The organism is Erwinia sp. JH02 (assembly GCF_013074405.1).
Classification (GTDB): Bacteria; Pseudomonadota; Gammaproteobacteria; order Enterobacterales; family Enterobacteriaceae; genus Erwinia; species Erwinia rhapontici.
In genome coordinates this window covers 47,070-73,542 of sequence record NZ_JABANZ010000016.1, presented here as the reverse complement: position 1 = coordinate 73,542, position 26,473 = coordinate 47,070, and the positions used below count along the sequence as shown (strand labels likewise).

Sequence of the window (26,473 nt, the reverse complement as noted above, 5' to 3'; positions counted from 1 at the left end):
CGTTTTGCACAGCCGCAGGCTGCCCGCAGGGCGAGCGCCAGGGATGGCGCGAGTGATCCCCCTCTCTCACCACCATATTCTAAGAGAATGCCTGAACGAAAGTTCAGGCATTTTTTTTGCCTGTACGTAGGGGTCGGGCATGCCCGACCTGGACGAGGCATGCCTCGCCCCTACATCAGGGAAGGTACGAGTCTCGCCCTATTCAAGAATAATGCCTGTACGTAGGGGTCGGGCATGCCCGACCCGGGACGAGGTATCAGGGATGACCCCGTCAAAACAATAAATGTGATCTGCCGCACAAACGGACTACTCGAATATCCTCCACATTTATTATCTTGACCCCCTTTATTCTCACCTCTTATAACAGCCAGGTATCCCATGAATGATATTACCCAACTGCTGAAAAGCCATCGCAGCGATCGTAGCTACCTTGATAAACCTGTCGCCGACAGCATTATTGATGACATTGTTGAAGCAGCGTGGCTTGCACCGACCTCCGTCAACTCGCAGCAGGTATCACTGGTTGTTGTACGCGATGCCGCTACCCGCGCCCGCATTGCCGAAATCGCCGGTGGCCAACCGTGGATCGCAAAAGCACCGGTATTTATCACCTTCGTGCTGGATATGTACAAAAGCCAGCAGGGTATTGCCGCAGAAGGTAAAACGCAGATTGCGCATGAAAGCCTGGAAAGCCTGATCTCTGGATCGACTGATATTGGTATCGCGCTGGGTGCGGTGATGACGGCGGCCCGTTCACACGGGCTGGGCGTCGTGCCGATTGGCGGGATCCGCCGTGAACCAGAAGCCATGATTGAGCTGCTGAATCTGCCTGAACTGACCTTCCCGGTGGCGGGCGTGGTGCTGGGCTATGTCGATGAACCCGCCGTGCAGAAGCCCCGCATGTCGCTGGCAGGCTTCCGTCACGAAGAACGTTATGACAGCACCTCATTGCCAGACGTGATTAAAGCTTACAACGAAGTTCTGGTGGCACACTGGAACAGTACCGGGCGTACCGATGGTGATAACTGGGGCAACAACACCGCCAGCTATTATCAGAATATCTATTTCCCGAACGTTCAGCCGGCTATCCTGAAACAGGGTTTCGGCATCAATAAATAAACAAAAAAAGCCCGGCACTGCCGGGCTTTGATTCGTACAGGGCGATCGCAGACCGCCCCGCTTTCATCTCTGATTAACTGTAAGCAAGCAGTGCTCGTTGGCAAAGCTCTGAACGCACACAGTCCTCTTTATCAAAACGTACCACGCCAATCATCTCGTCTTCCTCGAAGCGCGCCATCGCGTCGCTGAGGCCAGACTTCACATGAGCCGGCAAGTCACACTGGGTGATATCACCGTTAACGATGACCGTGACGTTTTCTCCAAGGCGAGTTAAGAACATTTTCATTTGGGCTGCGGTGACATTCTGCGCCTCATCCAAAATAACCACCGCGTTCTCGAAGGTACGACCGCGCATATAGGCAAAAGGCGCAATTTCCACTTTGCCTATTTCGGGGCGCAGGCAGTACTGCATAAAGGACGATCCCAGACGTTTAACCAGAACGTCATATACTGGCCGGAAGTACGGGGCAAATTTCTCGGAGATATCTCCGGGCAGGAATCCCAAATCCTCATCTGCCTGAAGGACCGGACGAGTCACTATGATCCTGTCGACATCCTTATGTATCAGGGCCTCGGCTGCTTTCGCAGCGCTGATCCAGGTTTTACCGCATCCGGCTTCACCGGTGGCAAAGATCAGCTTTTTGTTTTCTATGGCGTGGAGATAGTGCGCCTGAGCTTCATTTCTGGCTTCAATCGGTGAATGATCGCGGGTATCGCGAGCCATACCAATGGAATCCAGCCCACCCATCTGCACCAGCGAGGTGACCGATTCTTCTTCACGCTGACGATGACTGCGTGAATCGCTACGAAGCACACGTTTTGCTTCACGACGCGCTTTGATCACTGCTTTCTGTCTTCCCATAGTGGCACCTTACAGTTGGTTTCATTTCCCGCATCGGTATATCGATGCGATTACGTGAACGCTTTAGAGGTCGTGGCTTCCTTTTAAGCCTTGTCTGGCCGTTGAAACAAATGCACAGCAGAAATCATGCCCGCCATGCACCGGTAAGGGTTAAAGGAATTGAGTAGCCGTTGAGTTGTGAAAGAAGAGAAAGCTGAAGAGGAAATGTTTTCCTCGCAAATATTCGCGATATGAGACTTTTTGACGACTGGCCCGGTAAAGGACTTCTGCATTCGCTATCTCCAGAGTGGAAAACTATATGCGAAAATCAACAGCAATTTCATATTCTTCATATTAGCGAAGAAATGCAACACTTTTTTTAACGTTATTATGACATTCAGATGAATGCATTTAAAATCATGAAGTTATAATTATATGTTTATTAACAATGGCGAGGTGGCGAAGATGGGCTGTGTGATTTTTAATCAGTTTGACTTTATTGATGCTAAGAATCATCCCAGCATAACGAGCTTAGAATTAGCGGATTAAGATTAATCCGCTAATTAAGATTAAGCCTCCAGCAATCCCTGTGCCAGATAGTGCTGGGCATCGGCAACGCCGGGAAGAACGAAGAAATACCCCCCGCCGATCGGTTTTATATATTCTTCCAGCGCTTCGCCATTAAGTCGTTTTTGCACGGCCAGAAAACCTTTTTCTAAATCGTGCTGATAACAAACAAATAACAGCCCCATTTCCAACTGTCCGGCGTTAGAGACACCCAGAGAATAGCTGTAACCACGACGCAGCATCAGGCTGCTTTGCGTTTCCGGCGTACGCGGGTTCGCCAGACGGATATGCGCGTCCATCGGGATGACATCCCCGTTGGGATCGCTCGCATAATCCGGCACATCGTGCTCTTTGTGCATACCCAGTGGCGCACCGCTGTGCTTTTCACGACCAAAGATGGTTTGCTGTTCACGTAACGGCGTACGGTCCCAGAACTCCACATGGAACTGAATGATACGTGCCGCCTGATAGCTGCCGCCCAGCGTCCACGCCGGTTCGCCCTGCGCTTTGCTGACCCACAGAATATTATCCATCAGACTGTTATCGGTGCTGTCCGGGTTAGCCGTACCGTCCTTGAAGCCCAGCAGATTAATCGGCGTCTCTTTGCCTTTGCTGCGCGCTGCGTGGTCGGAGATAAACCCTTCACGCCGCCAGCGTACGCTCAGCAGATCCGGCGAATGCTTGATAATATCGCGCAGCGCGTGGATGACCGTATCATTGGTATTGGCGCAAATCTGCAGCAGCACATCGCCGTGGCACAGGCTGGCATCAAGCGAATCGTTAGGGAAGCGCGTCATCCGCTGTAATTTCAGCGGTTTTAACGCTTGCAGGCCAAAACGCTCGTCAAACAGGGATGTGCCAACAGAAACGGTAATGGTGAGGTTATCCGGGTAGATATCCTCCCCCAGAATGCCGGAGTCCATCGGTGGCAGCTGCGGGTTGGTCACCAGCGGGGCTTTACCGCCGGTGGTCAGAAACGCAATACGGTCGGTTAACAGCCTGAACAGACGCACCAGATCGGCTTTGTCCGTGGCCAGTACATCAAACGCCACCAGCATCATCGCCGCCTGCTGCGGCGTGGTGATCCCCGCCTGATGCGCACCATAGAACGGCTGACGTTCCTGGCGGGCGCCAGGTGACAGCGTTCCGGGTGATGAGGTTTTCTCGTCACTGGCCGCATGAACCGGACAACCGCCCGCCACTACCAGGGCACCACTGAGGATGCCCATTCCTTTCAGTAAACGACGACGTGACGCTAACGCCACACCGTCAACAGGTTTTGCCATTTCTGATTAATCCAGACCGAGCGTACCACGCAGCAGGGAAAGGTCTTCGGCCAGCGCCGTAATAGGACCTTTCAGTGCCGTGCGATCAGCATCAGTCAATTTCTCGTAAGATTCATAGCCGTCTTTGGTACGGTACTTCGCCAGAATGGTATCGACTTTTTTGAAGTTACCGTCCACTTTCGCCAGCAGTTCAGGGTCAGATTTCTGCACCAGCGGACGCAGCAGGTTGACGATCTTCTGCGCGCCATCAACGTTGGCCTGGAAATCCCACAGGTCAGTACGGCTGTAGCGGTCTTCTTCACCCGAAATTTTGCTGGAAGCGACTTCCTCAATCAGACCCGCAGCACCGCCAACCACTTTGCCCGGAGGGAAAGCCAGTTCACTGATACGGGTCTGCAGATCCAGCACATCTTTGTACAGCTGGTCGGCGAATTTATCCATACCTTTGGTGGTGTTATCGGCAAATAACACTTTTTCCAGACGGTGGAAGCCGGTGAAGTTAGGATCCTCTGCTTTCTTCTCGAAATCATCTTCACGAGCATCAATCTGACCATCGAGATCGGAGAACAGCTCAGCAATCGGCTCAATACGCTCGTAGTGCTGACGGGTTGGCGCAAACAGGGCTTTCGCTTTCGCCAGATCGCCCGCTTTCACGGCATCTGTGAAGGCTTTGGTGCCGGTGACCAGCTGGGCCACTTCCTGAGTGACATACAGCTTATAATCAGCAATCGGCCCAACCAGTTGCAGTACATCCGGCTTGCCGTCGTTCACTTTACTGCCGTTCGCTTTCACGATCAGCTTGCCTTTCGGGTTGCTCAGCAGGCCGCAGGTAATATCGTACTCACCCGCTTCCAGATTCGCGGTCAGCTTCTGGGTGAAGGATGGCGCGATATTTTCACGCTCTTCCACCACCATTACGCCTTTCAGAATCTCCCACTCCAGCGCTTTCTGGCTGTTGTTCTTAATGATGAACTGCGTTTTGCCTGCATCCACGGTCAGTGTCATCGGTTCACACTGTTTATCGGTCACGCTGACGTTAACCTGTGGGATATCGGCAGCCAGCGCTGCGCCGGATGAAGTCAGGGCGGCCAGCAGGGCAGCATTCAGTGCGTGGCGGCGAAAGTGTGTGGTCATTGAGTCATCCCAGTCAAAGTGTTGTTAACGGCAGACCATCAGCCTGCCAGACAGATTCAGCGCGTGGTACGCGCAGAGGTCGATACAGAGCGCGCAGGCAGTGCAAACAGCAGCAACGCAGGAATCAGATAGATAAACCACACCGCGACTTCACTGACGCTTGGCGCTTCCTGATAGCCCAGCAGGCCCTCCAGTAAGGTGCCAACAACGCTGTGGGTGGTCAGGGTGTTACTCAAATCAAACGCCACGTCCTGGAAGTGATTCCATAACCCGGCTTCATGAAAGGCGCGGATCGCCCCTGCGGCCAGTCCGGCAGCGACGAAAATAATGAACAGGCTGGTCCATTTAAAGAAGCTGGCCAGGTTAAGGCGCACCCCACCCCAGTAAATCAGCATACCCAGCACTACCGCAGTGCCAAGGCCGAGCATCGCACCCAGCGGTGGCGCATAGCCCACATCCTGCTGGAACGCGGCCAGCAGGAAAAAGACGGATTCCAGCCCTTCACGCGCCACGGCAAGGAACACCATCATGATCAGCGCCCAGCCGCTGCTGTTGCCCTTCTGTAACGCGCTATCAACAGCCTCTTCCAGCTGTGCCTTTACGTTACGTGAGACTTTACGCATCCAGAACACCATCCAGGTGAGGATCACCACGGCAACGGCGGCAACCAGGCCTTCAAACAGCTCCTGCTCTTTCTGCGGGAACTCGCCCGTGGTTTCATTGATAAACCAGCCGAGTGCAAGGCACAGCGCGGCAGCAACAAACACCCCAATCCACATGGCACCAAACCACTGACTGCGCTGGGTGCGTTTCAGGTAACTGGCGATCAGGCTGACAATCAGCGCCGCTTCCAATCCTTCGCGTAACATAATAAGAAACGGGACAAACATGCCATACACCTCAAAGCGTGAAATTAGGTCAAAACCAGTAAAGATAAGTAAAATAAAAACGATATTGATTATCATTATCGGGCGACTAATTACAAGATGGCGGAACGATATTTTCGTGTTTTGCGAGATGGGAAAAATTAAGCAAATGTAACGATGACGACAGGGCTTTCTCCCGCTCGTTCCCGACGGACAGACAGGAGCGAGGGCATAAAACGGGAAAGCGAGCTGAATTGCAGAGGGGGAAGATTCGCTGGTACCGGGCGGCACCAGCGAAGAGGAGAGCTTAGTCGGCCTGATATTCGGCTTCAGCGGCATCAAAACGCTGCTCAGCAGCGGCAGATGGCCCTTTGCCCAGCAGGCTGAAGACCACAATCGCGATACTGCCGAACAGGAAGCCTGGAATAATCTCATAGAGGTCAAACCATTCGTATTGTTTCCATACCAGCACGGTCGCCGCACCGACGATCATCCCGGCCAGTGCACCGTTACGCGTCATACGTCTCCAGACAAGAGAGAGCAGAACCACCGGACCAAATGCCGCACCGAAGCCAGCCCAGGCATAGCTCACCAGACCCAGTACACGGTTGTCCGGATTCGCGGCCAGCGCAATAGCAATTGCCGCCACCAGCAGCACCATCAAGCGCCCCACCCACACCAGCTCACGCTGGCTGGCCCCTTTACGCAGGAAGTTCTTATACAGATCTTCCGTCAGTGCGCTGGAGCACACCAGCAGCTGGCAACTGAGCGTTGACATCACCGCCGCCAGAATCGCGGACAGCAGGATCCCGGCAATCCATGGGTTAAACAAGATGCGCGCCAGTTCAATAAAGATACGCTCACTATTCTGCGAAACCTCGCCCGCCAGTGCAGGGTTGTTCTGGAAGTAGGCGATACCAAAGAAGCCCACGGCGACAGCACCCGCCAGGCACAGAATCATCCAGATCATCCCGATACGACGTGCGGTACGAATAGAACGGTGAGAATCCGCCGCCATAAAACGCGCCAGAATATGCGGCTGGCCGAAGTAGCCCAGCCCCCAGCCCAGCAGGGAGATAATCGCCACAAAGTTGAGATTTTTCAGCATATCGACATTGGCAAGGCTCTTGGCTTTGATCACGACCATCGCATCGTCCAGACCACCGACCGCAAGAATGACCATCACCGGCGTCAGGATCAGGGCAAAAATCATCAGGCTGGCCTGCACCGTGTCGGTCCAGCTGACTGCGAGGAAACCGCCAACGAACGTATAAACGATAGTGGCAGCGGCACCGGCCCACAGGGCTGTCTGGTAACTCATACCGAAGGTACTTTCGAACAGTCGCGCACCCGCCACCACGCCAGAAGCGCAGTAGATGGTGAAGAAGATCAGGATGACCACGGCGGAGATCACGCGCAATAGCTTGCTGGTGTCTTCAAAACGGCTGGAGAAGTAGTCCGGCAACGTCAGGGCATTGCCGTGATGCTCAGTCTGCACGCGCAAACGGCCCGCGACAATTTTCCAGTTCAGATACGCCCCCAGGGTCAGGCCAATGGCGATCCAGCTTTTTGAAATCCCGGCAAGGAAGATAGCGCCCGGCAGGCCCATCAGCAGCCAGCCGCTCATATCGGACGCACCGGCAGAGAGTGCCGTCACAACAGCACCTAAACTACGACCACCGAGAATATAGTCATCAAAGTTTTTCGTTGAACGGTATGCGATGAAACCAATCAGCACCATGCCAAGAATATAAACACAAAATGTCACCATCATGGGTGTACTTACAGTCATTTAAGTTCTCCACTTATTATTCGTTTCCACAGCGGGAGGCTGCATATGCGTCATCTGCCGGAACGAAGCAGACCGGCGCACGGGGGGGCATCCAGCCGGGGGGCGGTATCCTGCCGTAAACGGCTGTGTGGCACAAACGATTTAACACAGCTCGTACATCCATTTCACCAGGTTGTTACTATTAAATGCCAGCAGGTTGCACTCCATCACACTTCACCGGGTTGCACCCGCACAGCAACCCCATAAAAACCAGGCTTAACGGCGCCTTCACGAACCTGGCGAGTTTCTTGCAGCAATATCCATGCCGCTTTTTTTACGTTAACAAAAAGCCCATTTTTAAGTTTGAGGAGAGGGTCACATTTAACGAGGTTGCACAAAGTTGCAACATCAGTGATATTGCACCCTATCATTTGTTATCTACTGATTCAGGAGCTGTAAGGCATGGGCACAACTACCATGGGTGTGAAACTGGACGATGCAACACGCGACCGGATTAAACAGGCCGCGCTGCAGATTGACCGTACGCCGCACTGGCTGATCAAGCAGGCCATTTTCAACTATCTGCAACAGATCGAACAAGGCACCACGCTGGCCGAGCTCCCCACCAGCACCCTCGCTGTAGAGAGTGATGTACGCCCGTCGGAAGAAACGCACCAGCCCTTCCTGGATTTTGCCGAGCAGATCCTGCCGCAGTCGGTCGCCCGTGCCGCCATCACATCCGCCTGGCGCCGCCCGGAAACCGAAGCGGTGCCCATGCTGCTGGAGCAGGCGCGTTTACCGCAGCCTCTGGCAGAGTCTACCCATCGCCTGGCTTATCAGCTGGCGGACAAGCTCCGGCACCAAAAAGGGGCGGGCGGGCGCGCCGGAATGGTGCAAAGTCTGCTCCAGGAGTTCTCACTCTCCTCCCAGGAAGGCGTGGCGTTGATGTGCCTGGCCGAAGCCTTACTGCGTATTCCTGACAAACCGACCCGTGATGCCCTCATCCGCGATAAAATCAGCAACGGTAACTGGCATTCTCACCTGGGGCGCAGCCCGTCGATGTTCGTCAATGCCGCCACCTGGGGGCTACTGTTTACGGGCCGCCTGGTCTCGACCCATAACGAAGCCAATCTGTCACGCTCGCTCAACCGGATTATCGGCAAAAGCGGTGAGCCCTTGATCCGTAAAGGGGTCGATATGGCGATGCGCCTGATGGGCGAGCAGTTCGTCACCGGGGAAACCATCGCCGAAGCGCTGGCCAATGCCCGCAAGCTGGAAGAGACCGGTTTCCGCTACTCCTACGATATGCTGGGTGAAGCGGCGCTGACGGCGCAGGATGCCAGGGCTTATCTGCTCTCCTATCAGCAGGCGATCCATGCCATCGGCAAAGCGTCTAACGGTCGTGGCATTTATGAAGGCCCGGGGATCTCCATCAAGCTTTCTGCCCTGCACCCGCGCTACAGCCGTGCGCAATATGAACGCGTAATGGAAGAGCTATACCCGATCCTGAAATCACTGACGCTGCTGGCACGCAGCTACGATATCGGTATCAATATCGATGCTGAAGAAGCCGACCGCCTTGAGCTGTCGCTCGACCTGTTGGAAAAACTCTGCTTTGAACCGGAGCTGGAAGGCTGGAACGGCATTGGTTTTGTGATCCAGGCCTATATGAAACGCTGCCCGATGGTGATCGACTATCTGACCGACCTGGCACAACGCAGCCGTCGCCGTCTGATGATCCGTCTGGTAAAAGGGGCCTACTGGGACAGCGAAATCAAACGCGCCCAGACGGACGGACTGGAAGGCTACCCGGTCTACACGCGCAAGGTGTATACCGATATCTCCTACCTTGCCTGTGCCCGCAAACTGCTGGCGGTGCCGAACCTGATTTACCCGCAGTTCGCCACCCACAACGCCCATACGCTGGCGGCAATCTATCAGCTGGCAGGCAACAACTACTATCCCGGCCAGTATGAATTCCAGTGTCTGCATGGCATGGGAGAACCGCTGTACGAGCAGGTCGTGGGGAAAGTTGCCGATGGCAAACTCAACCGCCCTTGCCGCATTTATGCCCCGGTCGGGACACACGAAACGCTGCTCGCCTACCTGGTGCGCCGCCTGCTGGAAAACGGCGCGAATACCTCCTTCGTTAACCGTATTGCCGATGCCACCCTGCCGCTGGACGAACTGGTGGCCGACCCGGTGTCTGCCGTGGAAACTCTGGCACGTAGCGAAGGTGCGGTCGGTCTGCCCCACCCGAAAATCCCGTTACCGCGCGAGCTGTATGGCGAACACCGTCAAAACTCATCCGGGCTGGACCTCGCCAACGAACATCGTCTGGCGTCACTGTCGAGCGCACTGCTGAACAGCGCCAGCCAGACCTGGCAGGTGCAACCGCTGATTGATGGCCCGCTGGCCGCTGGCGACAGTATTCCGGTGATCAACCCGGCAGAACCGCTGGATGTGGTGGGCTATGTGCGCAGTGCGACCCCGGAAGACGTTTCCGCCGCGCTGGATGCCGCCACCCGCGTTGGGCCTATCTGGTTCGCCACCCCGCCGCAGGAACGCGCCGCCATTCTGGAGCGCGCCGCCGTCATGATGGAGGGCCAGATGCAGCGCCTGATCGGCATTCTGGTGCGTGAAGCGGGTAAAACCTTCAATAATGCCATTGCCGAAGTCCGTGAAGCCGTGGACTTCCTGCACTATTACGCGGGTCAGGTCCGCGACGATTTCGATAATGAAACCCACCGCCCGCTTGGCCCGGTGGTCTGCATCAGCCCGTGGAACTTCCCGCTGGCGATCTTCAGCGGCCAGATTGCCGCCGCACTGGCCGCCGGTAACAGCGTGCTGGCCAAACCGGCAGAGCAGACGCCTCTGATTGCAGCTCAGGCCGTTGCCATTCTGCATGAAGCTGGCGTACCACCGGGTGCATTACAACTGCTGCCCGGCAGCGGTGAGACCGTGGGGGCGCAGCTGGTGCAGGACGACCGCGTACGCGGCGTGATGTTTACCGGCTCAACCGCCGTTGCCACCCTGCTTCAGCGTAATCTGGCCGGTCGTCTGGATCCGCAGGGCCGCCCGACGCCGCTGGTGGCGGAAACCGGTGGAATGAATGCGATGATCGTCGACTCCTCAGCCCTGACCGAGCAGGTGGTGACCGATATCGTCGCTTCTGCCTTCGACAGCGCAGGACAGCGTTGCTCCGCCCTGCGCCTGCTGTGCGTGCAGGACGATGTAGCAGAACATACGTTAACCATGCTCCGGGGCGCGATGGCTGAATGCCGTATGGGCAACCCGGAACGTTTCTCCACCGACATTGGTCCGGTGATTGATGCCGATGCCAAAGCGGGCATTGAGCAACATATTGAGGCGATGCGCAGCAAAGGCTTTACCGTGTTCCAGGCGGCACAACCGCAGGCACCGGGCCGCCGCGAGTGGCAGACCGGCACCTTCGTGATGCCTACGCTGATTGAATTAAACAAGGTAGAAGACCTGACCCGCGAGATCTTCGGTCCGGTACTGCACGTGGTGCGTTATGCGCGCAGCACCCTGCCGCAGGTGATTGAGCAGATCAATGCCTCGGGTTACGGGCTGACGCTGGGTGTACATACGCGCATCGATGAGACGATCCATCAGGTGGTGCAGAAGGCGCATGTGGGCAACCTCTACGTTAACCGTAATATGGTCGGTGCGGTGGTGGGTGTGCAACCCTTTGGTGGCGAGGGCCTGTCCGGCACCGGGCCGAAAGCCGGTGGTCCGCTCTACCTTTATCGTCTGCTCTCCTCGCGCCCGGATGATGCGCTGTCCGTCACCCTCAATCGCCAGGACAAAGAGCGCCCGGTGGATGCCGCACTGCGTCCGGCACTGCTTGCGGCACATGACGCACTGAGTGAATGGGCAGCCGACCGCCCCCCTCTGGCGGCCTGCTGCGCACGCTTTGCCGAGCTGGGCCAGGGCGGAACGATCCGCCTGCTGCCAGGACCTACGGGTGAACGCAATACCTTTGCGTTACTGCCGCGTGAGCAGGTGCTGTGTCTGGCAGACAACGAGCAAGATGCGCTGGTGCAACTGGCGGCCGTGACAGCCGTGGGCAGCCGTGCGCTGTGGACGGAAGATGACCTCCATCGTAGCCTGTGGCAGCAGCTGCCATCCGCGGTACAGCAGCGCATTGATTTCGCAGCACAGCCACTGGAGAGCAAAACCATTGATGCGGTGATTTACCACGGTGATGCCGACCAGTTACGTGACCTGTGCCAGGCCGTGGCAGCCCGCGACGGTGCGATTATTACCGTACAGGGCTTTGCCCGTGGGGAAACCAATCTGCTGCTGGAGCGCCTGCTGCTGGAGCGTTCGCTGAGTGTGAATACGGCAGCGGCCGGGGGGAATGCCAGCCTGATGACCATCGGTTAACGCCTCATCTCATGACACGGGGCGACCGGAAAAAATGGCCGCCCCCTGAGGTATACCCACAAAAATGAATGGCTTCCCGTCTGGCGTCAGGCCCGGGGCCAGTTTGAGCACGCCGGAGCGGCAAAATCCGCATCCCTGCGGGCCTCGGCACGCGGCGTCCCTGCCGCGTGACGTCCGGCTTACCTCAAACTGGCCCCATCCCCGCAGAACGTCTGCTCGCTGTGGGTATTACCCCCCCCCCAACTTGTGACAGCCTCTGCTGATTGATTTGAATCAGGATTTTGGATCTGGGTTTTGACCTGGATTTTGACGTTGAGGCGGCATTCAGCAGCGCTGAGGAAGCACAGTGAACCAGGACGAACCGCCAGGACGGCGGTGAGAGGGAGAGCCGGCACAGGGATGTGCCGTCACGACCAGTGCGTTGGTGAACGACGCTTGCGAAGGCATCCACGCAGTGGACGCAGCGCCTGCCGCAAAGCCCGGGTCCCCAGGGCGGCGGCGACTGGCCGCCCTGGGTCGCTCAGCCCGCGCAGCGGGAAAGCGAAACGCCCTTGACGTTGACGTTGACCTGAACCTGGCCATCGTGCAGGCCCGCGTCACTGGCCGACCAGAAAAGAAGGTGGCTGCAAATAATGCAGGTCTTGTTTTGTGGGGATCCTCAGAGGTCTCCCCTCTCTTCTCACCCCTCAAACTTCATCCGCAGTAGCTTCGGGTAGATAAACAGCGACTGGCCCCAGCCGCGATTCAGCAGCGTCCACACGCCGACCGAACACCCTACGCACAGCAACACCATCAGCGGCGGGAAACCCACGGCCCACAGCAGCGAAAATGCCTGGCTGGCAAACAGCTGGTGACCCACGGCATACAGGATCGCTGACAGACCAAAGAACTCAATAAAGATGCGGTGCAGCACGTAGATCTGCAATGTGTTCTTCCCCACCCAGTTGAGCCAGTGCATCGAAAACATCCTGTTCAGTGCGCGGCAGAACGCGATACTGCCGAGGATCGCCAGCACACACAGGAACAGGCTCTGTTCCAGGCCAAGCAGGCTGTGCGCGATTGTCAGCAGCAACAGCAGCGTCCAGGGCAGCAGGTTATCGCGTCGCCATTCGCTCCAACGGATCAGTATCTCGCTGTAAAATGCACCAAACAGGAAGAAGACAAAGTATTGCGACAGGCTTTCCGGCCCCCAGCCAGGGATGATGCCGGTCACCGCCGCATAGTTCAGCCCCACCGCCAGCAGCATGATCAGCGGTTTCTGTTGACGAAACAGCCGCGCAAACACGAAGAACAGCGCCAGTGCGTAGAGATACCAGGAGGAACTCATCGCCAGCAACATCAGTTTGAGAAACTGCCACGGCGAGTCGGCCCAGGCGGCATTAATATTACCGGAGAGATGCTCACCCATCATGCTGACCGACACGCCATTAATCATCAGCCACTGAATCAAGCCCCAGAGAAAATAGAGGTAGAACAGGTTCGTTACACGACTGGTGAATACCTGTTTCCAGGGACGATTCAGAATAGCATTGGCCGCCAGCAGGCCAGAAACGAAGAAGAAAGCCGGCATACGTAACGGGGAAAGCTGGTTATTAAACGCCAGCCAGAGTTTGGCCGGTAACTGCCCGGCGGTCAGTAAAGGGGCAATATCGGCATAACCAGGAAGGACCACGTGATAAAGCACCACAAGTAAAATACAGCCGCCTTTCAGGGTATTAACCCAGGCGATATCTTTTTTGGTCGTCATATTCATGACAATACTCCTGCTGTGAGCATCTGATGTTGATAAAAGGGAAAGGCATCCTCCGTCACGGTCTTTTTATATTTTTTATGGGTATCGATAAAAATATACCCGTCATACTGATCTGCATGGCGGGTATAAAGATGGCCGAGTTTATCGGCCAGGTATGAAAAAATTAGCCGTTGTTAACGACTTTCTCCGCAGGCTGCGGTTTGCGCAGCAGCCTCGGGTACATAAAGAGTGCTTTACCCGGCCCGCGATTCAGCAGATTCCAGGCGATCAGCGAGATACAGGTGGTGATGCTTACCGCGAAAATCGGCAGCAGCAGTGCCCAGGCCAGTGAGAAGCCCTGGTTGTCGAACAGACCGTATTTCACCGCCAGCGTCAGCATGGTCAGGCCCAGCAGTTCGATAAAGATGCGGTGCAGTACGTAGATTTGCAGCGTGTTGCGGCCAATCCAGTTCAGCCACCCCATATTGAAGCGGTTATTCAGCGCCCGGCACAGCACAATACCCGCGACAATCGCGACGATGCAGTAAAACGGATTTTTCATCATCCCCGCGGCATGATGCGCCACGCCAACCAGCACCATCGCCCCTAACAGAGCCAGATGACGGCGCGACAGCTGGCTGATCTCCACCAGCGTGTGGCTGAAGAAGGCCCCCAGGACAAAGTAGACAAAGTTCTGCACCACGCCATTCGGGCCCCAGCCAGGCACCAGATGAAATTGCGTGGCATAGTTCAGCAGCACCGCGCCCACCAGCAGCGCAACTTTTTGACGATGGAACAATTTCGCCGCGATAAAATAGCCCGCCAGCGCATACAAATACCACAGGCTGGTCATCGACAGCGTTAGCAGCTTAACGAACTCCAGCGGCGAACTGGCATAAGCGGCATTGACGGCGGTGGAGAGTTTCTGTCCAATCAAATTGGCGGAAATATTGTAGATACTTGCCCACTGAATCACACCCCAGAGAATATAGAGGTAGAGAATATTGGTGAATTTCTTAGTAAATACCTCGCTCCAGCTCTTTTTACTGATGGCACTGGCTGCCAGCAGACCTGAGACGAAAAAGAAGGCCGGCATACGCAGCGGCGAGAGGTATTTATTAAACACAACCCACATGTCAGCCGGTATCATTCCGGCCGTGAGATACTGCAAAGAGGGAATGAAGGTGGTAATAATGGTGTGATGCAGGACCACCAGTAATATGCACCCGCCCTTGAGGGTATTAATCCACAGGACTTCTTGCTTGCCAGCGACAGACATAATAATAAAACCCAATCTCATCATAATATCCCGAAAGTATCCCTTGATACTCTACGGATCACTATGAGGATCGTCTGAAAGCGTTCCGAATGCTTTCAAATCCTTAATGTTTTTCCTGCCCTCATCCGCAATATGCTCTGATTTCAGGCAGGTAACATTTTACTTTAAGAATAACCTTATTAAAGTTTAGGGGTGATAGGCAAACAGCGCGGGTGAACCCCCGGTGTGAATAAACACAATCGGCCCTTCACGACGAAAACGCTGCCGGGTAATCCCGTCGATCAGGCCCGCCATCGCCTTGCCGGTATACACCGGATCGAGGAAGATCCCTTCCAGTCGTGCCAGCAGTTTAACCGCTTCCATGCCCTCTTCATTCGGCTCGCCGTAGCGCGGAGCAAAGTAGTCATCCCATAACGTGATGGGGGCTGTACTCACCATCTCCAGCGACCGGGCCAGTTCCTGACGGATTTTCTCGACCTTGGGTAATTGATCGGCCACCTTACGTGAAACGGTGACCCCCACCAGCTCCGTCTCCGGCAGCAGATGTTCCAGGCCCACTGCCAGCCCGGCATGTGTACCCGCACTGCCCGAAGCCACCACCACCGCAGCAAAGTCGACCACGCCTTCACTCTGGTGGGCAATTTCCTGCGCGCAGTCAACGTAGCCCAGCGCACCCAGCGCATTGGAGCCGCCCACCGGGATGATATAAGGGCGAAAACCCTGCGCCTCCAGCAGCGTGGCCTGCTCTTCAAGCTGTGCATCCGGGGCGTGCAGCGCATCGACCATCACAATCTCGGTGCTCATCAACTCCAGCAGCAGGCGGTTACCGTTGCTCAGGTAGTTTTCAGCGGTGGTGCCAATTGGATTTTCCAGCAGTGCCACACACTTCAGGCCCAGCTTCGCGGCGACCGCCGCCGTCTGGCGTACATGATTGGACTGAATCGCCCCCGCTGTCAGCAGAACGTCAGCCCCGGCACGCAGCGCATCAGCGGCGAGAAACTCCAGCTTTCTGAGTTTGTTACCCCCCAGGGCCACCGGCGTGACATCGTCACGTTTGATAAAAATATCGCGGCCGAGATAATCAGACAGACGAGGAAGATGCTCTAAAGGCGTGGGCGAACCCAGCAGTTCAAAACGGGGAAAATTAGCAATATTGTGTAAGGACAACGCGGCCTCCATAGCAGGCGTTCAGGTTATCCTTACAGTGTTGCAGAAGATGACCTGATGGTCATCTTCTTATCATCGGTGCCATTAATTACGTTGCCAGCCGAGGAACTGATCATACTTACGCAATGCAATGCGGTAATTGTTATTTCCCGCATCCGGTAAATCATTTTCGAGGCATTCATGCCAGCTTGGGCCACTCAGGCGCTCTGCCGGGAAGCCTCGTGCTGAGAGCATATCGTCAAGACGACGCAGGCGAACAACATATTCGCGAATGGTACTGTGGCTCATTTCAGTCTGCTCGAACAGGTACTGTTTGAACGCCATGATGTCAAAGTAAGTCGGATGTGTGTTGCAATAAATGTCGCTACAAAAACGGCACAACGCCGTAAGCTCATTCTGTAATTTTAACCAGACCTGATCGTCGATCAGCTGATCCATCCGGGCGATGGCCTCTTTGTTAATGATCTGACCACGAAAAACCAGTGCCATGCGGTCTAATACTTTTCCGCAATGTGAGCAGTTGCTCTGGCTGTGTTTGTAGTCTTTCAAATAACGGCTCAACGGCCTCATTTTAGTTTTGGATCCCATTCGAGATTCCCCGGTTGGTGTTGAGAGTGCAAAACTGACTTCGTCAGCGCGCTCCCGTTAACCGGGCGCGCAGGCGTTTTATCGCCTGACTGTGCAGTTGGCTGACACGGGACTCGCCCACCTCAAGCACTGCGCCAATCTCTTTCAAATTCAGCTCTTCCTGGTAATACAATGTCAGCACCATTTTTTCGCGATCGGGCAAAGCCTCAATTGCTTCAATGACACGCTCGCGCAGACTGCCTTCCATTAACTGGTGCAGCGGATTGGCTTCTTCATGGCCGTCCGTCACCAGCTCTGCGCTGTCACCGTGCTCTTCACGATACTCATCGTAGGAGAACAACTGGCTATTATTGGTATCCAGCAGGATCTGCCGGTACTCCTCCAGCGAGACATCCAACTGCGAAGCCACTTCCTGCTCGGTGGCTGAGCGCCCCAACGCCTGCTCCACCTGATGCATGGCCCCCGCTACTTCGCGCGCATTGCGGCGCACGCTGCGTGGTGCCCAGTCGCGGCTGCGAAGTTCATCGAGCATCGCCCCACGGATACGCTGTACGGCGTATGTCGTGAACGCAGTGCCTTGTAGCGCGTCGTAACGCTCTACGGCATTCAGTAGCCCGATGCCTCCCGCTTGTAACAGGTCATCCAGTTCAACGCTGGCGGGCAGACGTACCTGCAAGCGCAACGCTTCATGGCGAACCAGCGGTATGTATCGCTGCCACAGAGAATGTTTGTCCATCACGCCATCGGCGGTATATAGATCGTTCACTCTGACCTACCCTGCTGTAATTAAGTTATCGGCACGATTATCTGTTTCTGTAGGGCAGATTGATTGGGGGAATAGCGGTTAAAAAGGCGGGTTATTTCATTTTTGTGGACCTGAACGATCCCCGTGACGCGATTTTTCGACGCGGGGATCCCTCAGCATAGAACGGGTCAAACTTTGCGCAGCAAACGCTGCCGCGTGTTCTCCGGCACCTGCTGCCACAGCGCACACACTTTTCCCTCCAGCTCCTGATAAAACGGCAACAGGGTCTGATCTTCCTGTAACGTGCGGCGAAAATGCACCGTGCCGTTTAACGGGTCGATAGTCATTCTGCGGCTGGTAAACAGACGTTGCAGATCGCTACGCAGGAACAGGCCGTTATCTGCGCTGTTATCCAGCAGGAAGCCCTGTTCGTTCTCACGTATATCGATGTGGCAGGCCTCCACCCACGGCCAGGCATGTTCGTCGGTGAGCAGCGTACCGGTGATGACACAGGCACCATAGCGCTCGCGTACCGCATGGCTGAACTCATGATGGCTGGCCCGATGCCACAGCCGGGCTTTCACGCGTCGCCCGACCTGCGTACCCTGGATGACACCGGCTGGCGGCGGCAACAGCGGTGAGGTCAGCACCACGATAAACTGCAGCTGACGCGAATACTCAAAGCATGGCTGCGACTGGCGGTCATACAGCTGCCAGTATTCGTCATCTTCATCGCTGCGTAACAGCGTCAGGGTGTAACCCCGCTGCTGTAACAGGCTTTGCGCCATGATCGATGCCGGATCCAGCATCGCCAGCACTTTGCTCTCCCCCATCACCTTCCAGGTATTCCACGGTGTGGGTTCCAGCGGGCGACGGAAATAGAGAAAACTCTCCTGGCGCTGCAAATAATGCTCGAAGCGCTGCAGGTAGTTTTTACGTTCGTTATCGTTGGTAATAAACAGCAGATCTTCCAGCGGAATATGGCTGTCTTTGCTGGCAAAGATGGCGCGAATAGTCCAGTTTTTGCTGGAGGTTGACGGGCTCAGCAACCCTCTGGTCGTCAACGATTTATCGTCGGGGTACTTTCTGCTGTAGCGGTCGTTTATCTCCTCAAACGGCAGCAGTTCCCCAGGTAACAAGTCATAATTGAAGCGCATAGCACACTCCAGAGAAAAAAAACCCCGCAAAAGCGGGGTTTTAAAGGGTTCAACGTGGCGTTAAGTCGCCGATTAGCCCTGCAGCAGAGACAGAACCTGCTGTGGAACCTGGTTAGCTTTAGCCAACACTGAGTTACCTGCCTGCTGAACGATCTGAGCTTTAGACAGGTTAGACACTTCAACCGCGTAGTCAGCATCCTGGATACGGGACTGTGCTGAAGACAGGTTGGTGGTGGTGTTGTTCAGGTTAGTTACCGCTGAATCCAGACGGTTCTGTACCGCACCCAGGCTTGAACGGAAGGTATCAACCTGTGCAATCGCTTTGTCCAGCAGCGCCAGTGGGTCAGCAGAAGCTGCGCCAGCGAAGGTAGCTGTTGCAGCAGCGCCGCTCAGTTCTACAGTTGCAGTCACTGAAGTTGCAGTTGCAGTACCGCTGTTTGCCAGGCCGCCAGTGGCTTCGTAGTTTTTACCGTCAACAACAGTGTAAGCCGTGTTCACGCCAGCTGCAGTGGTACCCACTTTGATCAGTGAACCCGTCTGAGTTGCAGCAGCAACACCTTTGTCGTCATCATCGTAAGTTACGTCTACGGTGTTCAGTGTCACGTCACCCGTGGTCGCATCTACAGAAGCGGCATAGTAGTCGCTACCAGATTTAACAACGTAGTTAGCGGTTGCTGCACCAGTGCTGTCCTGCAGGTTGTGCAAAGTCAGGCTGTCAGCGCTGATGGTTTTGCCAGTCGCGGTGCTCAGTGAAGTTGCAGCAGCAGTCAGGTCAACAGTCTGTGGAGCTGCAGTGCCGTCGCCGATTTCAGTCAGTGAAGCACCGGTTTTCACTGCGTTGCCGCCTACTGAGTAGCCGCCCAGGCCCAGAGTAGAAGAGTCAATTTTCTGCAGGTCGATGGAGATAGTCTGGCCATCGTTAGCGCCAACCTGAATTTTCAGGGAGTTGTTGCTGGACAGCACGTTCACGCCGTTGAACTGAGTCTGACCCGATACACGGTCAATTTCAGACAGACGGGAAGTGATTTCGTCCTGGATTGAAGTCAGGTCTGAATCAGAGTTAGTTCCGTTCTGTGCCTGTACAGTCAGTTCACGAACACGCTGTAAGTTGTTGTTGATTTCTGACAGTGCGCCTTCAGTGGTCTGCGCCAGTGAGATGCCGTCGTTGGCGTTACGAGCAGCCTGAGTCAGACCTTTAATGTTAGAGGTGAAGCGGTTGGCAATTGCCTGACCAGCAGCATCGTCTTTCGCGCTGTTGATACGCAGGCCAGAAGACAGGCGCTCAATAGAAGTAGACAGAGCAGACTGGTTCTTGTTGATGTTGTTCTGAGTGATCAGCGAGAGGCTGTTGGTATTGATTACTTGTGCCATGATAAAGTTTCCTGTTAAATCATTTCGGGTTAAGTGGTTGGGCTTGTTTGCCCCCCGGCTTCATCGCCGTCAAAGTTGTTATCGTCTGTCCCCCAATAACCTTTAGAATTTTTTTACCCTCTCCCCCATTTTTTTTCGTTTTGCCCTACTGGCCGAAATACCCCTCTTTATTACCGCTATTCGTTTTATTGCTGTTGCGCAAATAATCGTAAACTTTATGCATCAATCGCCGATAACCTCGGTATTCATACTCCGTCCTGATTAAATAAAGGAAACATCATGGCTAGTATCTCTACCTTAGGTATCGGCTCCGGCCTCGATTTAAGTACTATTCTTGACAGTATGCAGACGGCAGAGAAGGCAGCCTTAACACCTATCTCTACGCAGCAGACGGCTTACACTGCCAAACTTAGTGCCTACAGCACCATGAAGAGCGCACTGGAAACCTTCCAGACAGCGAATACCAAATTGAACAGCGCTGACTTGTTTAGCGCGACGAAAACCGTCAGCAGCTCAACGGCATTCAGTGCGACCACCAGCACCGGCGCCGTGGCGGGTAAATACACCATCGCGGTTTCCCAGCTGGCAACAGCGCAGACCCTGACCACCGCCGTGCAGACCAGTAACAGCACCGCACTGGCCACCGCCGACAGTAAGATTTCGATTAAACTGGCCGGCAGTGACAAAGCGGTAGAAGTGAGCGTCAGCGCAGCGGACTCCTCACTGACCGGTATTCGTGATGCGATCAATAAAGCCGATACCGGTATGACCGCCAGCATTATTAAAACCGGTGACGGCAGCTATCGTCTGTCCCTCTCATCAAATGAGACCGGTGAAGATAATGCGGCCACTATCAGCGTGACTGGCGACAGCGCGATGCAGAGTCTGCTGACCTATGACGGCAGCGGTAGCGGTAATGTCACTCAAAGTGTGACCGCACAGAATGCCCTGCTGAAAGTGAACAACGTTGATATTGAAAACAGCAGCAACACCATCAGTGATGCACTGGAAGGGATCACGCTGAATCTGACCGCCGAAACCACCGGCACCCAGACGCTGACCATTACCAAAGATACCAGCAGCGCATCTAAGACTATTGCCGACTGGGCCACCGCCTATAACACCCTGCAAGATTCGTTAAATGCGATGACCAAATACACGGCTGTGGAGAGCAATACTGATTCCCAGGACAGCAGCAACGGCGCGCTGCTCGGTGACAGCACCCTGCGTTCCATTCAGTCACAGATGAAAAATATGCTGACCAACACCGCCAGCACCTCAACCTTTAAGAGTCTGTCGCAGATTGGCATCACCACTGACCCAACCACCGGTCAGTTGAAAACCGATCAGACTGCACTGGATGCCGCACTGGCGAAAGATCCTGACGGCATTAAAGCGATGTTTATGGGTGACGGTAAAACCACCGGGATCACCACTAAGCTGGCCACTAACCTGACCAGCTGGTTATCCTCCACCGGCGTTATTCAGGCCGCAAAAGACGGTGTCAGTAAGACCCTGAACAGCCTGACCGACCAGTACAACAAGGTGAGCGACCGCATCGATTCCACTATCGCTCGCCTGAAAACCCAGTTTACCGCGCTGGACGTGATGATCAGTAAGCTGAATAACACCAGCAGCTATCTGACGACGCAGTTTGAAACATCAACCAGTAGTACTACCAAGTAAGGAGCCATAATGTATAGCGCAAGCGGTACTCAAGCCTATGCAAAAGTCGGCGTGGAAAGTGCAGTGATGAGTGCCAGCAATGATCAGCTGATCACTTTACTGTTTGATGGGGCACTCAGTGCCCTGGTTCGCGCACGCCTGTTTTTGCAGGATGGCAATACGGTCAAGAAAGGAGAGTCGCTCTCCAAGGCTATTAACATTATCGAAAACGGTCTGAAATTGGGTCTGGATGAGACCAGTGAAGACGAGTTAACGCGCAATCTGGCCTCGCTGTATCGTTATATGGTGCATCGTCTGCTGCGCGCTAACATTGATAACGACCCTGATGGGATCGAAGAAGTCGAAGCGCTGTTGCGCAATATCGCCGATGCCTGGAAAGAGGTTTCTGGCACAACCGCTCTGGTTTAGGACTCTGTAGACAATGAACATTGCCCCACATCTGCTCGCGATTTATCAGGAAATTTTGACTCACAGTCAGTCCATGCTGCGTCTGGCTTGCGAAGGACAGTGGGACGAACTGATTGATATGGAAGTTAATTACCTCAGCGCCGTGGAAAAACTGGCGAAAGTGACCCAGAACGAGCCGGTTCCCACACATACTCAGGAACAGTTGCGTCCGATACTGCGCCACATCCTTGATAATGAGGCGGAACTGAAAAAATTGCTGAAAGCTCGGCAGGATGAAATTTCTGGCCTGATCCAGCAGGCGGGGCGTCAAAAATCAGTCAACAGTGCCTATACCAAAGTATCCGGCGTGGTGTTGTTTCCCTCGGGAGCCAACGGATAAACCAGACAGTTAATTCGCATGACCCCTCACACATTCTCCTGTGGGCCAGAGTGGAATAAATAATTCCCTTCTGGCCCGCACTTTTTCTGCCGCCTCGCTCATACTTCATTTTCCCGTCTGGCGAAAATGGACCCACTACATGCGCAATCCCACACTGTTGCAGTTTTTTCACTGGTATTACCCCACAGGCGGCAAACTCTGGCCAGAAGCGGCAGAACGTGCGCAGTGGCTGGCAGAGGCGGGCATTACTGACGTCTGGCTGCCCCCGGTTTATAAAGGAGAATCCGGCGGCTATTCGGTTGGCTACGACAGCTACGATCTGTTTGACCTCGGTGAATTTGACCAGAAAGGCTCGCGTGCCACTAAATACGGTGACAAAGAGCAGCTGCTGGCCGCCGTTGAAGCGTTAAAATCGCACGGCGTGGGGGTGATCCTCGACGTGGTGCTCAACCATAAAATGGGCGCCGACGAAAAAGAACAGGTGCAGGTCAACCGCGTTAATCCGGACAACCGCGATGAGATCGACCCGGAAGTGCTCACCGCAGAAGCCTGGACGCGCTTTACCTTCCCGGTGCGTGCCGGGCAGTACTCGCAGTTCGTCTGGGACTACAAATGCTTCAGCGGCGTCGACCATATCGAAAATCCCGATGAAAACGGCGTATTCAAAATCGTTAACGACTACACCGGGGAGGGCTGGAACGACCAGGTGGATGACGAGCTGGGCAATTTTGACTATCTGATGGGTGCCAATATCGATTTCCGTAACCACGCGGTGACCGAAGAGCTGAAATACTGGGCGCGCTGGGTCATGGATGAAGTGCATTGCCGCGGTTTTCGTCTGGATGCGGTGAAGCATATTCCCGCCTGGTTCTATAAAGAGTGGATTGAACACGTACAGGAAGTGGCACCCGAACCCCTGTTTATTGTGGCGGAATACTGGTCGCACGAAGTGGATAAGCTGCAACAGTACATCCACCAGGTCGATGGCAAAAGCCTGCTGTTTGACGCCCCGCTGCAAATGAACTTCCACAATGCGTCCAAACAGGGTGCGGGGTACGACCTCAGCCAGATCTTCACCGGTACCCTGGTGGCTGCCGATCCCTGGCATGCGGTCACCCTTGTGGCTAACCATGACACACAGCCGCTACAAGCGCTGGAAGCCCCGGTGGAACCCTGGTTCAAACCGCTGGCCTACGCGCTGATCCTGCTGCGTGAAAACGGCGTGCCGGTGCTGTTCTACCCGGACCTGTTCGGCGCGCGCTATCAAGATGAAGGCGGTGACGGCGAACAGTATGACATTGAGATCCCGGTCATCGCCGAGCTGGAAACCCTGGTACGTGCCCGCCAGCAGTACGCCCACGGAGAACAACGTGAGTGGTTTGATCACCCTAACTGCATTGCCTTTGCACGCAGTGGGACGGAAGAGATGCCAGGCTGCGTGGTGATCATGTCAAACGGTGAAGCCGGTGAGAAAACGCTGGATTTAGGGGAGAACTACGCCGGGAAGCGCTGGCACGATCTGCTGGGGCACATCAGTGAAGAGGTCGGGAGCGACGAACAGGGCAACGCGGTGTTTCGTTGTCCGGCGGGCAGCGTCAGCGTCTGGGTGCTGAACTAAGGAAGATCGTGGCCACGACGGCCACGACAACCTGATTACTTCTCGGTGTAGATCATCTTATTGTGTTTTTTGGGCTGCTCTGTGGCGGCGCTGGCAGGCTGTTCACCCTTCGTTTCCTGGGGTTTCGCCTGATCGGCCAGCGCCTTCTGGCACTCCACGGTGGGTTGCGACACTTTCTGCAGCGTCAGTTTATCGTAGTGCAGCTCGGTGCCTTCCAGCTCCAGCGGCATCACGCGCACCTCGTTGTTTACATTCACCCACTCGCCGTCAAAATGCGTCACTTTACCCGGCTTGGCAATCACGCGCTGCCACTGACGGCAGTCCAGCGTATCGCCTTCGGCGGTGATTATCAGGCTGGCTTTAGCCTCCTTACTAATCAGGCCTTTCTGCGGGCCGAAGGTTTGCCAGTTTCCTACCAGCGCGGCCGGTGGCGGCGTTTTCACCGCACTGGCGTAATCGGTTAACTGCGCACAACCACTTAAGGTCACCACCGCTGCGGCGGCAACAATCCACTTTTTCATTTTTCTCATCCTGATTTTCTCAATTAGGCGATACGTTATAATTTTTCCCTGCCCCGCCGCAAGCCCGGCGCGCCCTGCCGCTGTGCTTTCTGATTTTTCATGTCTTTTCTGATAGTTACTTTGCAGCATAATTAAGCAAATCGTTAAAGTTTGCCTTATGTGCTGCCGATAGCAGTTTAATGAGGGAACCCGCCGCACAGAGAACAACCACCCTCCCGGACTATTGAATTGTCAATTCAGGGGAAACAACTGCTATGCGATTAACCATTCGCGCCCGCTTAATCGGGATCGTGGGCCTGCTGTGCATACTGCTGATTATCGCCGCAGTATGGGGAATTATCGGGCTTCGTGCTGCTGACCAGCGCGCCGCCGCCACCTACCAAACCGAATTGCTCCCGTTACAAAGTTCTTCCCGCCTTTATCGCCTGGCCCAGCTGCAATCCGCCACGCTGTTTGAAGCGCTGCGTTACTGGACCGACGCCGGAGAAGTGGATAAACGTCTTGCCATTATCCAACAGTATGCCAGCCAGATTGAACAGGTTCGCGGACAGTACCAGAGCCTGGCACAGATCCCCGGAACCGAAAACCTCAGTAAACAATTTGTCGCAGACCTCACTCAGTGGCAGCAAGCGTTGAAAGACGCGGGTGCGCTGCTGAAAACCGGCAATCCTTCTGCGGCGTTGGTGATCATCGAAACCCGCCTGCGCACCGGCAGCCTCGCACTGCAACAGGGCATTGACCAGCTTGATCGCCTGATGCGCGAACATGCAGAACATAACTACCAGCAGAGTGCGCAATCTTACCAGCTGGCACGTAACAGCCTGATCGGCATTCTGACGGTTGGCCTGCTGCTGGCACTGGTGGCGGGGATAATGCTGGTGCGCTCCATCAGCCATTCGGTGGGTAAAGCCCGTCGGCTGGCTGAAGCGATCGCCAACGGCAAGCTCGATCACCATATCGAACGTTTCGCCCCTGATGAACTGGGCGAACTGATGCGTGCGCTGGCCAGTATGGACCATCGCCTCTCCGGCATCGTGCGTGAAGTGGGCGACAGCGCCGTGGCATTGAATGATGCCGCCCACCAGATGGCAGAAGGCAATCAGGATCTCTCCGGTCGCACCCATGCCCAGGCCAGCTCGCTGGAGCAAACGGCCGCCAGCATGGAACAGATGACCGCCACCGTAAAACACAACGCGGATAACGCCGCACAGGCGAACGAACTGGCGATGACGGTGCGTGAACAGGCGCTGCGCGGCAGCAAGGTGCTGGAGGATGCCGTCGGTGCGATGCGGGAAATCGAAAGTTCCAGCAAGCAGATTGGCGATATTAACCGGGTGATCGATGAGATTGCTTTCCAGACCAACCTGCTGGCCCTGAATGCGGCAGTGGAAGCCGCGCGTGCGGGCGAAATGGGCCGTGGCTTTGCGGTGGTGGCGTCAGAAGTTCGTCAGCTGGCCCAGCGTTCGGCGCAGGCAGCCCAGCAGATTAAAACCCTGATCCAGGCCAGCGTCAGTAAAGTCGATACCGGCAGCTCGCTGGTGATGCGCTCTGGCGAGATGCTGCAGGAGATCAACGGTGGCGTGGCGCGAGTGGTGGCTATCGTCGGTGAAATCGCCGTGGCCAGCCGTCAGCAATCCAGCGGCATTGAGCAGGTCAACCTGGCGGTGATCCAGATGGACAGCGCCACCCAACAAAATGCCGCACTGGTCCAGCAGGCGAGTAGTGCCAGCCAGACGGTAAATCAGCATGCCGGGTTGCTGGTTGAAAAAATGGCCTTCTTCCGTTTTCGCGGTGACCGCCCCCGTTCCCCTTCGCTGTAATATCAGGA

At 55.2% G+C, this 26,473-nt stretch carries 20 protein-coding genes; 7 read left to right on the top strand and 13 right to left on the bottom strand.

Annotated features, from left to right (window positions below; genetic code table 11):
- The first annotated feature begins 378 nt into the window (after nt 1-378).
- Nucleotides 379-1,119: an NADPH-dependent oxidoreductase gene (locus HHI26_RS23830; protein WP_133841730.1), complete on the top strand. Its 741-nt coding sequence runs from the start codon at nt 379-381 to the stop codon at nt 1,117-1,119.
- 73 nt (nt 1,120-1,192) lie between these two features.
- Here the strand turns inward: HHI26_RS23830 and phoH are convergent, their stop codons facing one another.
- The 5 genes from phoH to putP all read right to left on the bottom strand — a co-directional run bounded on the left by phoH (nt 1,193) and on the right by putP (nt 7,605).
- Nucleotides 1,193-1,981 (bottom strand): phosphate starvation-inducible protein PhoH, encoded by a 789-nt coding sequence (phoH, locus tag HHI26_RS23825; RefSeq protein ID WP_133841729.1) that lies wholly within the window; start codon nt 1,979-1,981, stop codon nt 1,193-1,195.
- 548 nt (nt 1,982-2,529) lie between these two features.
- The gene (gene efeB, locus HHI26_RS23820; protein WP_133841728.1) at nt 2,530-3,813 is read right to left on the bottom strand and encodes an iron uptake transporter deferrochelatase/peroxidase subunit; all 1,284 of its coding nucleotides are present in this window, start codon (nt 3,811-3,813) and stop codon (nt 2,530-2,532) included.
- Nucleotides 3,814-3,819: 6 nt separating this feature from the next.
- Nucleotides 3,820-4,947, bottom strand: coding sequence for an iron uptake system protein EfeO (gene efeO, locus HHI26_RS23815; RefSeq protein WP_171149815.1), 1,128 nt, complete (start codon nt 4,945-4,947; stop codon nt 3,820-3,822).
- A gap of 56 nt (nt 4,948-5,003) precedes the next feature.
- Nucleotides 5,004-5,837: an iron uptake transporter permease EfeU gene (gene efeU / locus HHI26_RS23810; RefSeq protein WP_133841726.1), complete on the bottom strand. Its 834-nt coding sequence runs from the start codon at nt 5,835-5,837 to the stop codon at nt 5,004-5,006.
- Nucleotides 5,838-6,120: 283 nt separating this feature from the next.
- Nucleotides 6,121-7,605, bottom strand: coding sequence for a sodium/proline symporter PutP (putP, locus tag HHI26_RS23805; RefSeq protein WP_133841725.1), 1,485 nt, complete (start codon nt 7,603-7,605; stop codon nt 6,121-6,123).
- 441 nt (nt 7,606-8,046) lie between these two features.
- Between putP and putA the strand changes: the two genes are divergently transcribed.
- Nucleotides 8,047-11,994 carry a trifunctional transcriptional regulator/proline dehydrogenase/L-glutamate gamma-semialdehyde dehydrogenase gene (gene putA / locus HHI26_RS23800; protein ID WP_171149814.1) on the top strand — a complete coding sequence of 1,316 codons (3,948 nt, stop codon included), beginning with the start codon at nt 8,047-8,049 and terminating at the stop codon, nt 11,992-11,994.
- 679 nt (nt 11,995-12,673) lie between these two features.
- Here the strand turns inward: putA and HHI26_RS23795 are convergent.
- The 7 genes from HHI26_RS23795 to HHI26_RS23765 all read right to left on the bottom strand — a co-directional run bounded on the left by HHI26_RS23795 (nt 12,674) and on the right by HHI26_RS23765 (nt 20,033).
- Entirely contained in the window at nt 12,674-13,747 is a 1,074-nt protein-coding gene (locus HHI26_RS23795; protein WP_171149813.1) for an acyltransferase family protein, read from the bottom strand.
- Between the two features lie 163 nt (nt 13,748-13,910).
- Nucleotides 13,911-15,005: an acyltransferase family protein gene (locus tag HHI26_RS23790; RefSeq protein ID WP_171149818.1), complete on the bottom strand. Its 1,095-nt coding sequence runs from the start codon at nt 15,003-15,005 to the stop codon at nt 13,911-13,913.
- Between the two features lie 186 nt (nt 15,006-15,191).
- On the bottom strand, nt 15,192-16,172 hold the full coding sequence (locus HHI26_RS23785) for a D-cysteine desulfhydrase (RefSeq protein WP_171149812.1): 981 nt from the start codon (nt 16,170-16,172) through the stop codon (nt 15,192-15,194).
- 84 nt (nt 16,173-16,256) lie between these two features.
- Nucleotides 16,257-16,760 carry a flagella biosynthesis regulatory protein FliZ gene (fliZ, locus tag HHI26_RS23780; RefSeq protein WP_062742545.1) on the bottom strand — a complete coding sequence of 168 codons (504 nt, stop codon included), beginning with the start codon at nt 16,758-16,760 and terminating at the stop codon, nt 16,257-16,259.
- 43 nt (nt 16,761-16,803) lie between these two features.
- Nucleotides 16,804-17,526: an RNA polymerase sigma factor FliA gene (locus tag HHI26_RS23775; RefSeq protein ID WP_062742546.1), complete on the bottom strand. Its 723-nt coding sequence runs from the start codon at nt 17,524-17,526 to the stop codon at nt 16,804-16,806.
- 167 nt (nt 17,527-17,693) lie between these two features.
- Entirely contained in the window at nt 17,694-18,662 is a 969-nt protein-coding gene (locus tag HHI26_RS23770) for an HNH endonuclease signature motif containing protein (protein ID WP_159336459.1), read from the bottom strand.
- 72 nt (nt 18,663-18,734) lie between these two features.
- Nucleotides 18,735-20,033: a FliC/FljB family flagellin gene (locus HHI26_RS23765; protein WP_133841720.1), complete on the bottom strand. Its 1,299-nt coding sequence runs from the start codon at nt 20,031-20,033 to the stop codon at nt 18,735-18,737.
- Between the two features lie 279 nt (nt 20,034-20,312).
- Here HHI26_RS23765 and fliD point away from each other — a divergent pair, with 279 nt between their 5' ends.
- The 4 genes from fliD (at nt 20,313) to amyA (ending at nt 24,124) form a co-directional block, all read left to right on the top strand.
- Nucleotides 20,313-21,719: a flagellar filament capping protein FliD gene (fliD, locus tag HHI26_RS23760; RefSeq protein ID WP_171149811.1), complete on the top strand. Its 1,407-nt coding sequence runs from the start codon at nt 20,313-20,315 to the stop codon at nt 21,717-21,719.
- Nucleotides 21,720-21,728: 9 nt separating this feature from the next.
- The gene (fliS, locus tag HHI26_RS23755) at nt 21,729-22,127 is read left to right on the top strand and encodes a flagellar export chaperone FliS (protein WP_133841718.1); all 399 of its coding nucleotides are present in this window, start codon (nt 21,729-21,731) and stop codon (nt 22,125-22,127) included.
- A gap of 13 nt (nt 22,128-22,140) precedes the next feature.
- Complete coding sequence (gene fliT, locus HHI26_RS23750) at nt 22,141-22,506, top strand: flagella biosynthesis regulatory protein FliT (RefSeq protein ID WP_133841717.1); 366 nt, start codon at nt 22,141-22,143, stop codon at nt 22,504-22,506.
- Nucleotides 22,507-22,645: 139 nt separating this feature from the next.
- Nucleotides 22,646-24,124, top strand: a complete 1,479-nt coding sequence (gene amyA, locus HHI26_RS23745; RefSeq protein ID WP_133841715.1) for an alpha-amylase — start codon at nt 22,646-22,648, stop codon at nt 24,122-24,124.
- A 35-nt stretch (nt 24,125-24,159) separates the two neighbouring features.
- Here amyA and yedD read toward each other — a convergent pair whose 3' ends face one another.
- Nucleotides 24,160-24,645 carry a lipoprotein YedD gene (gene yedD / locus HHI26_RS23740; RefSeq protein ID WP_133841714.1) on the bottom strand — a complete coding sequence of 162 codons (486 nt, stop codon included), beginning with the start codon at nt 24,643-24,645 and terminating at the stop codon, nt 24,160-24,162.
- A 254-nt stretch (nt 24,646-24,899) separates the two neighbouring features.
- On the opposite strand from yedD, the gene HHI26_RS23735 reads away from it, so the two are divergent.
- The gene (locus HHI26_RS23735; RefSeq protein ID WP_171149810.1) at nt 24,900-26,465 is read left to right on the top strand and encodes a methyl-accepting chemotaxis protein; all 1,566 of its coding nucleotides are present in this window, start codon (nt 24,900-24,902) and stop codon (nt 26,463-26,465) included.
- Nucleotides 26,466-26,473 lie beyond the last annotated feature (8 nt).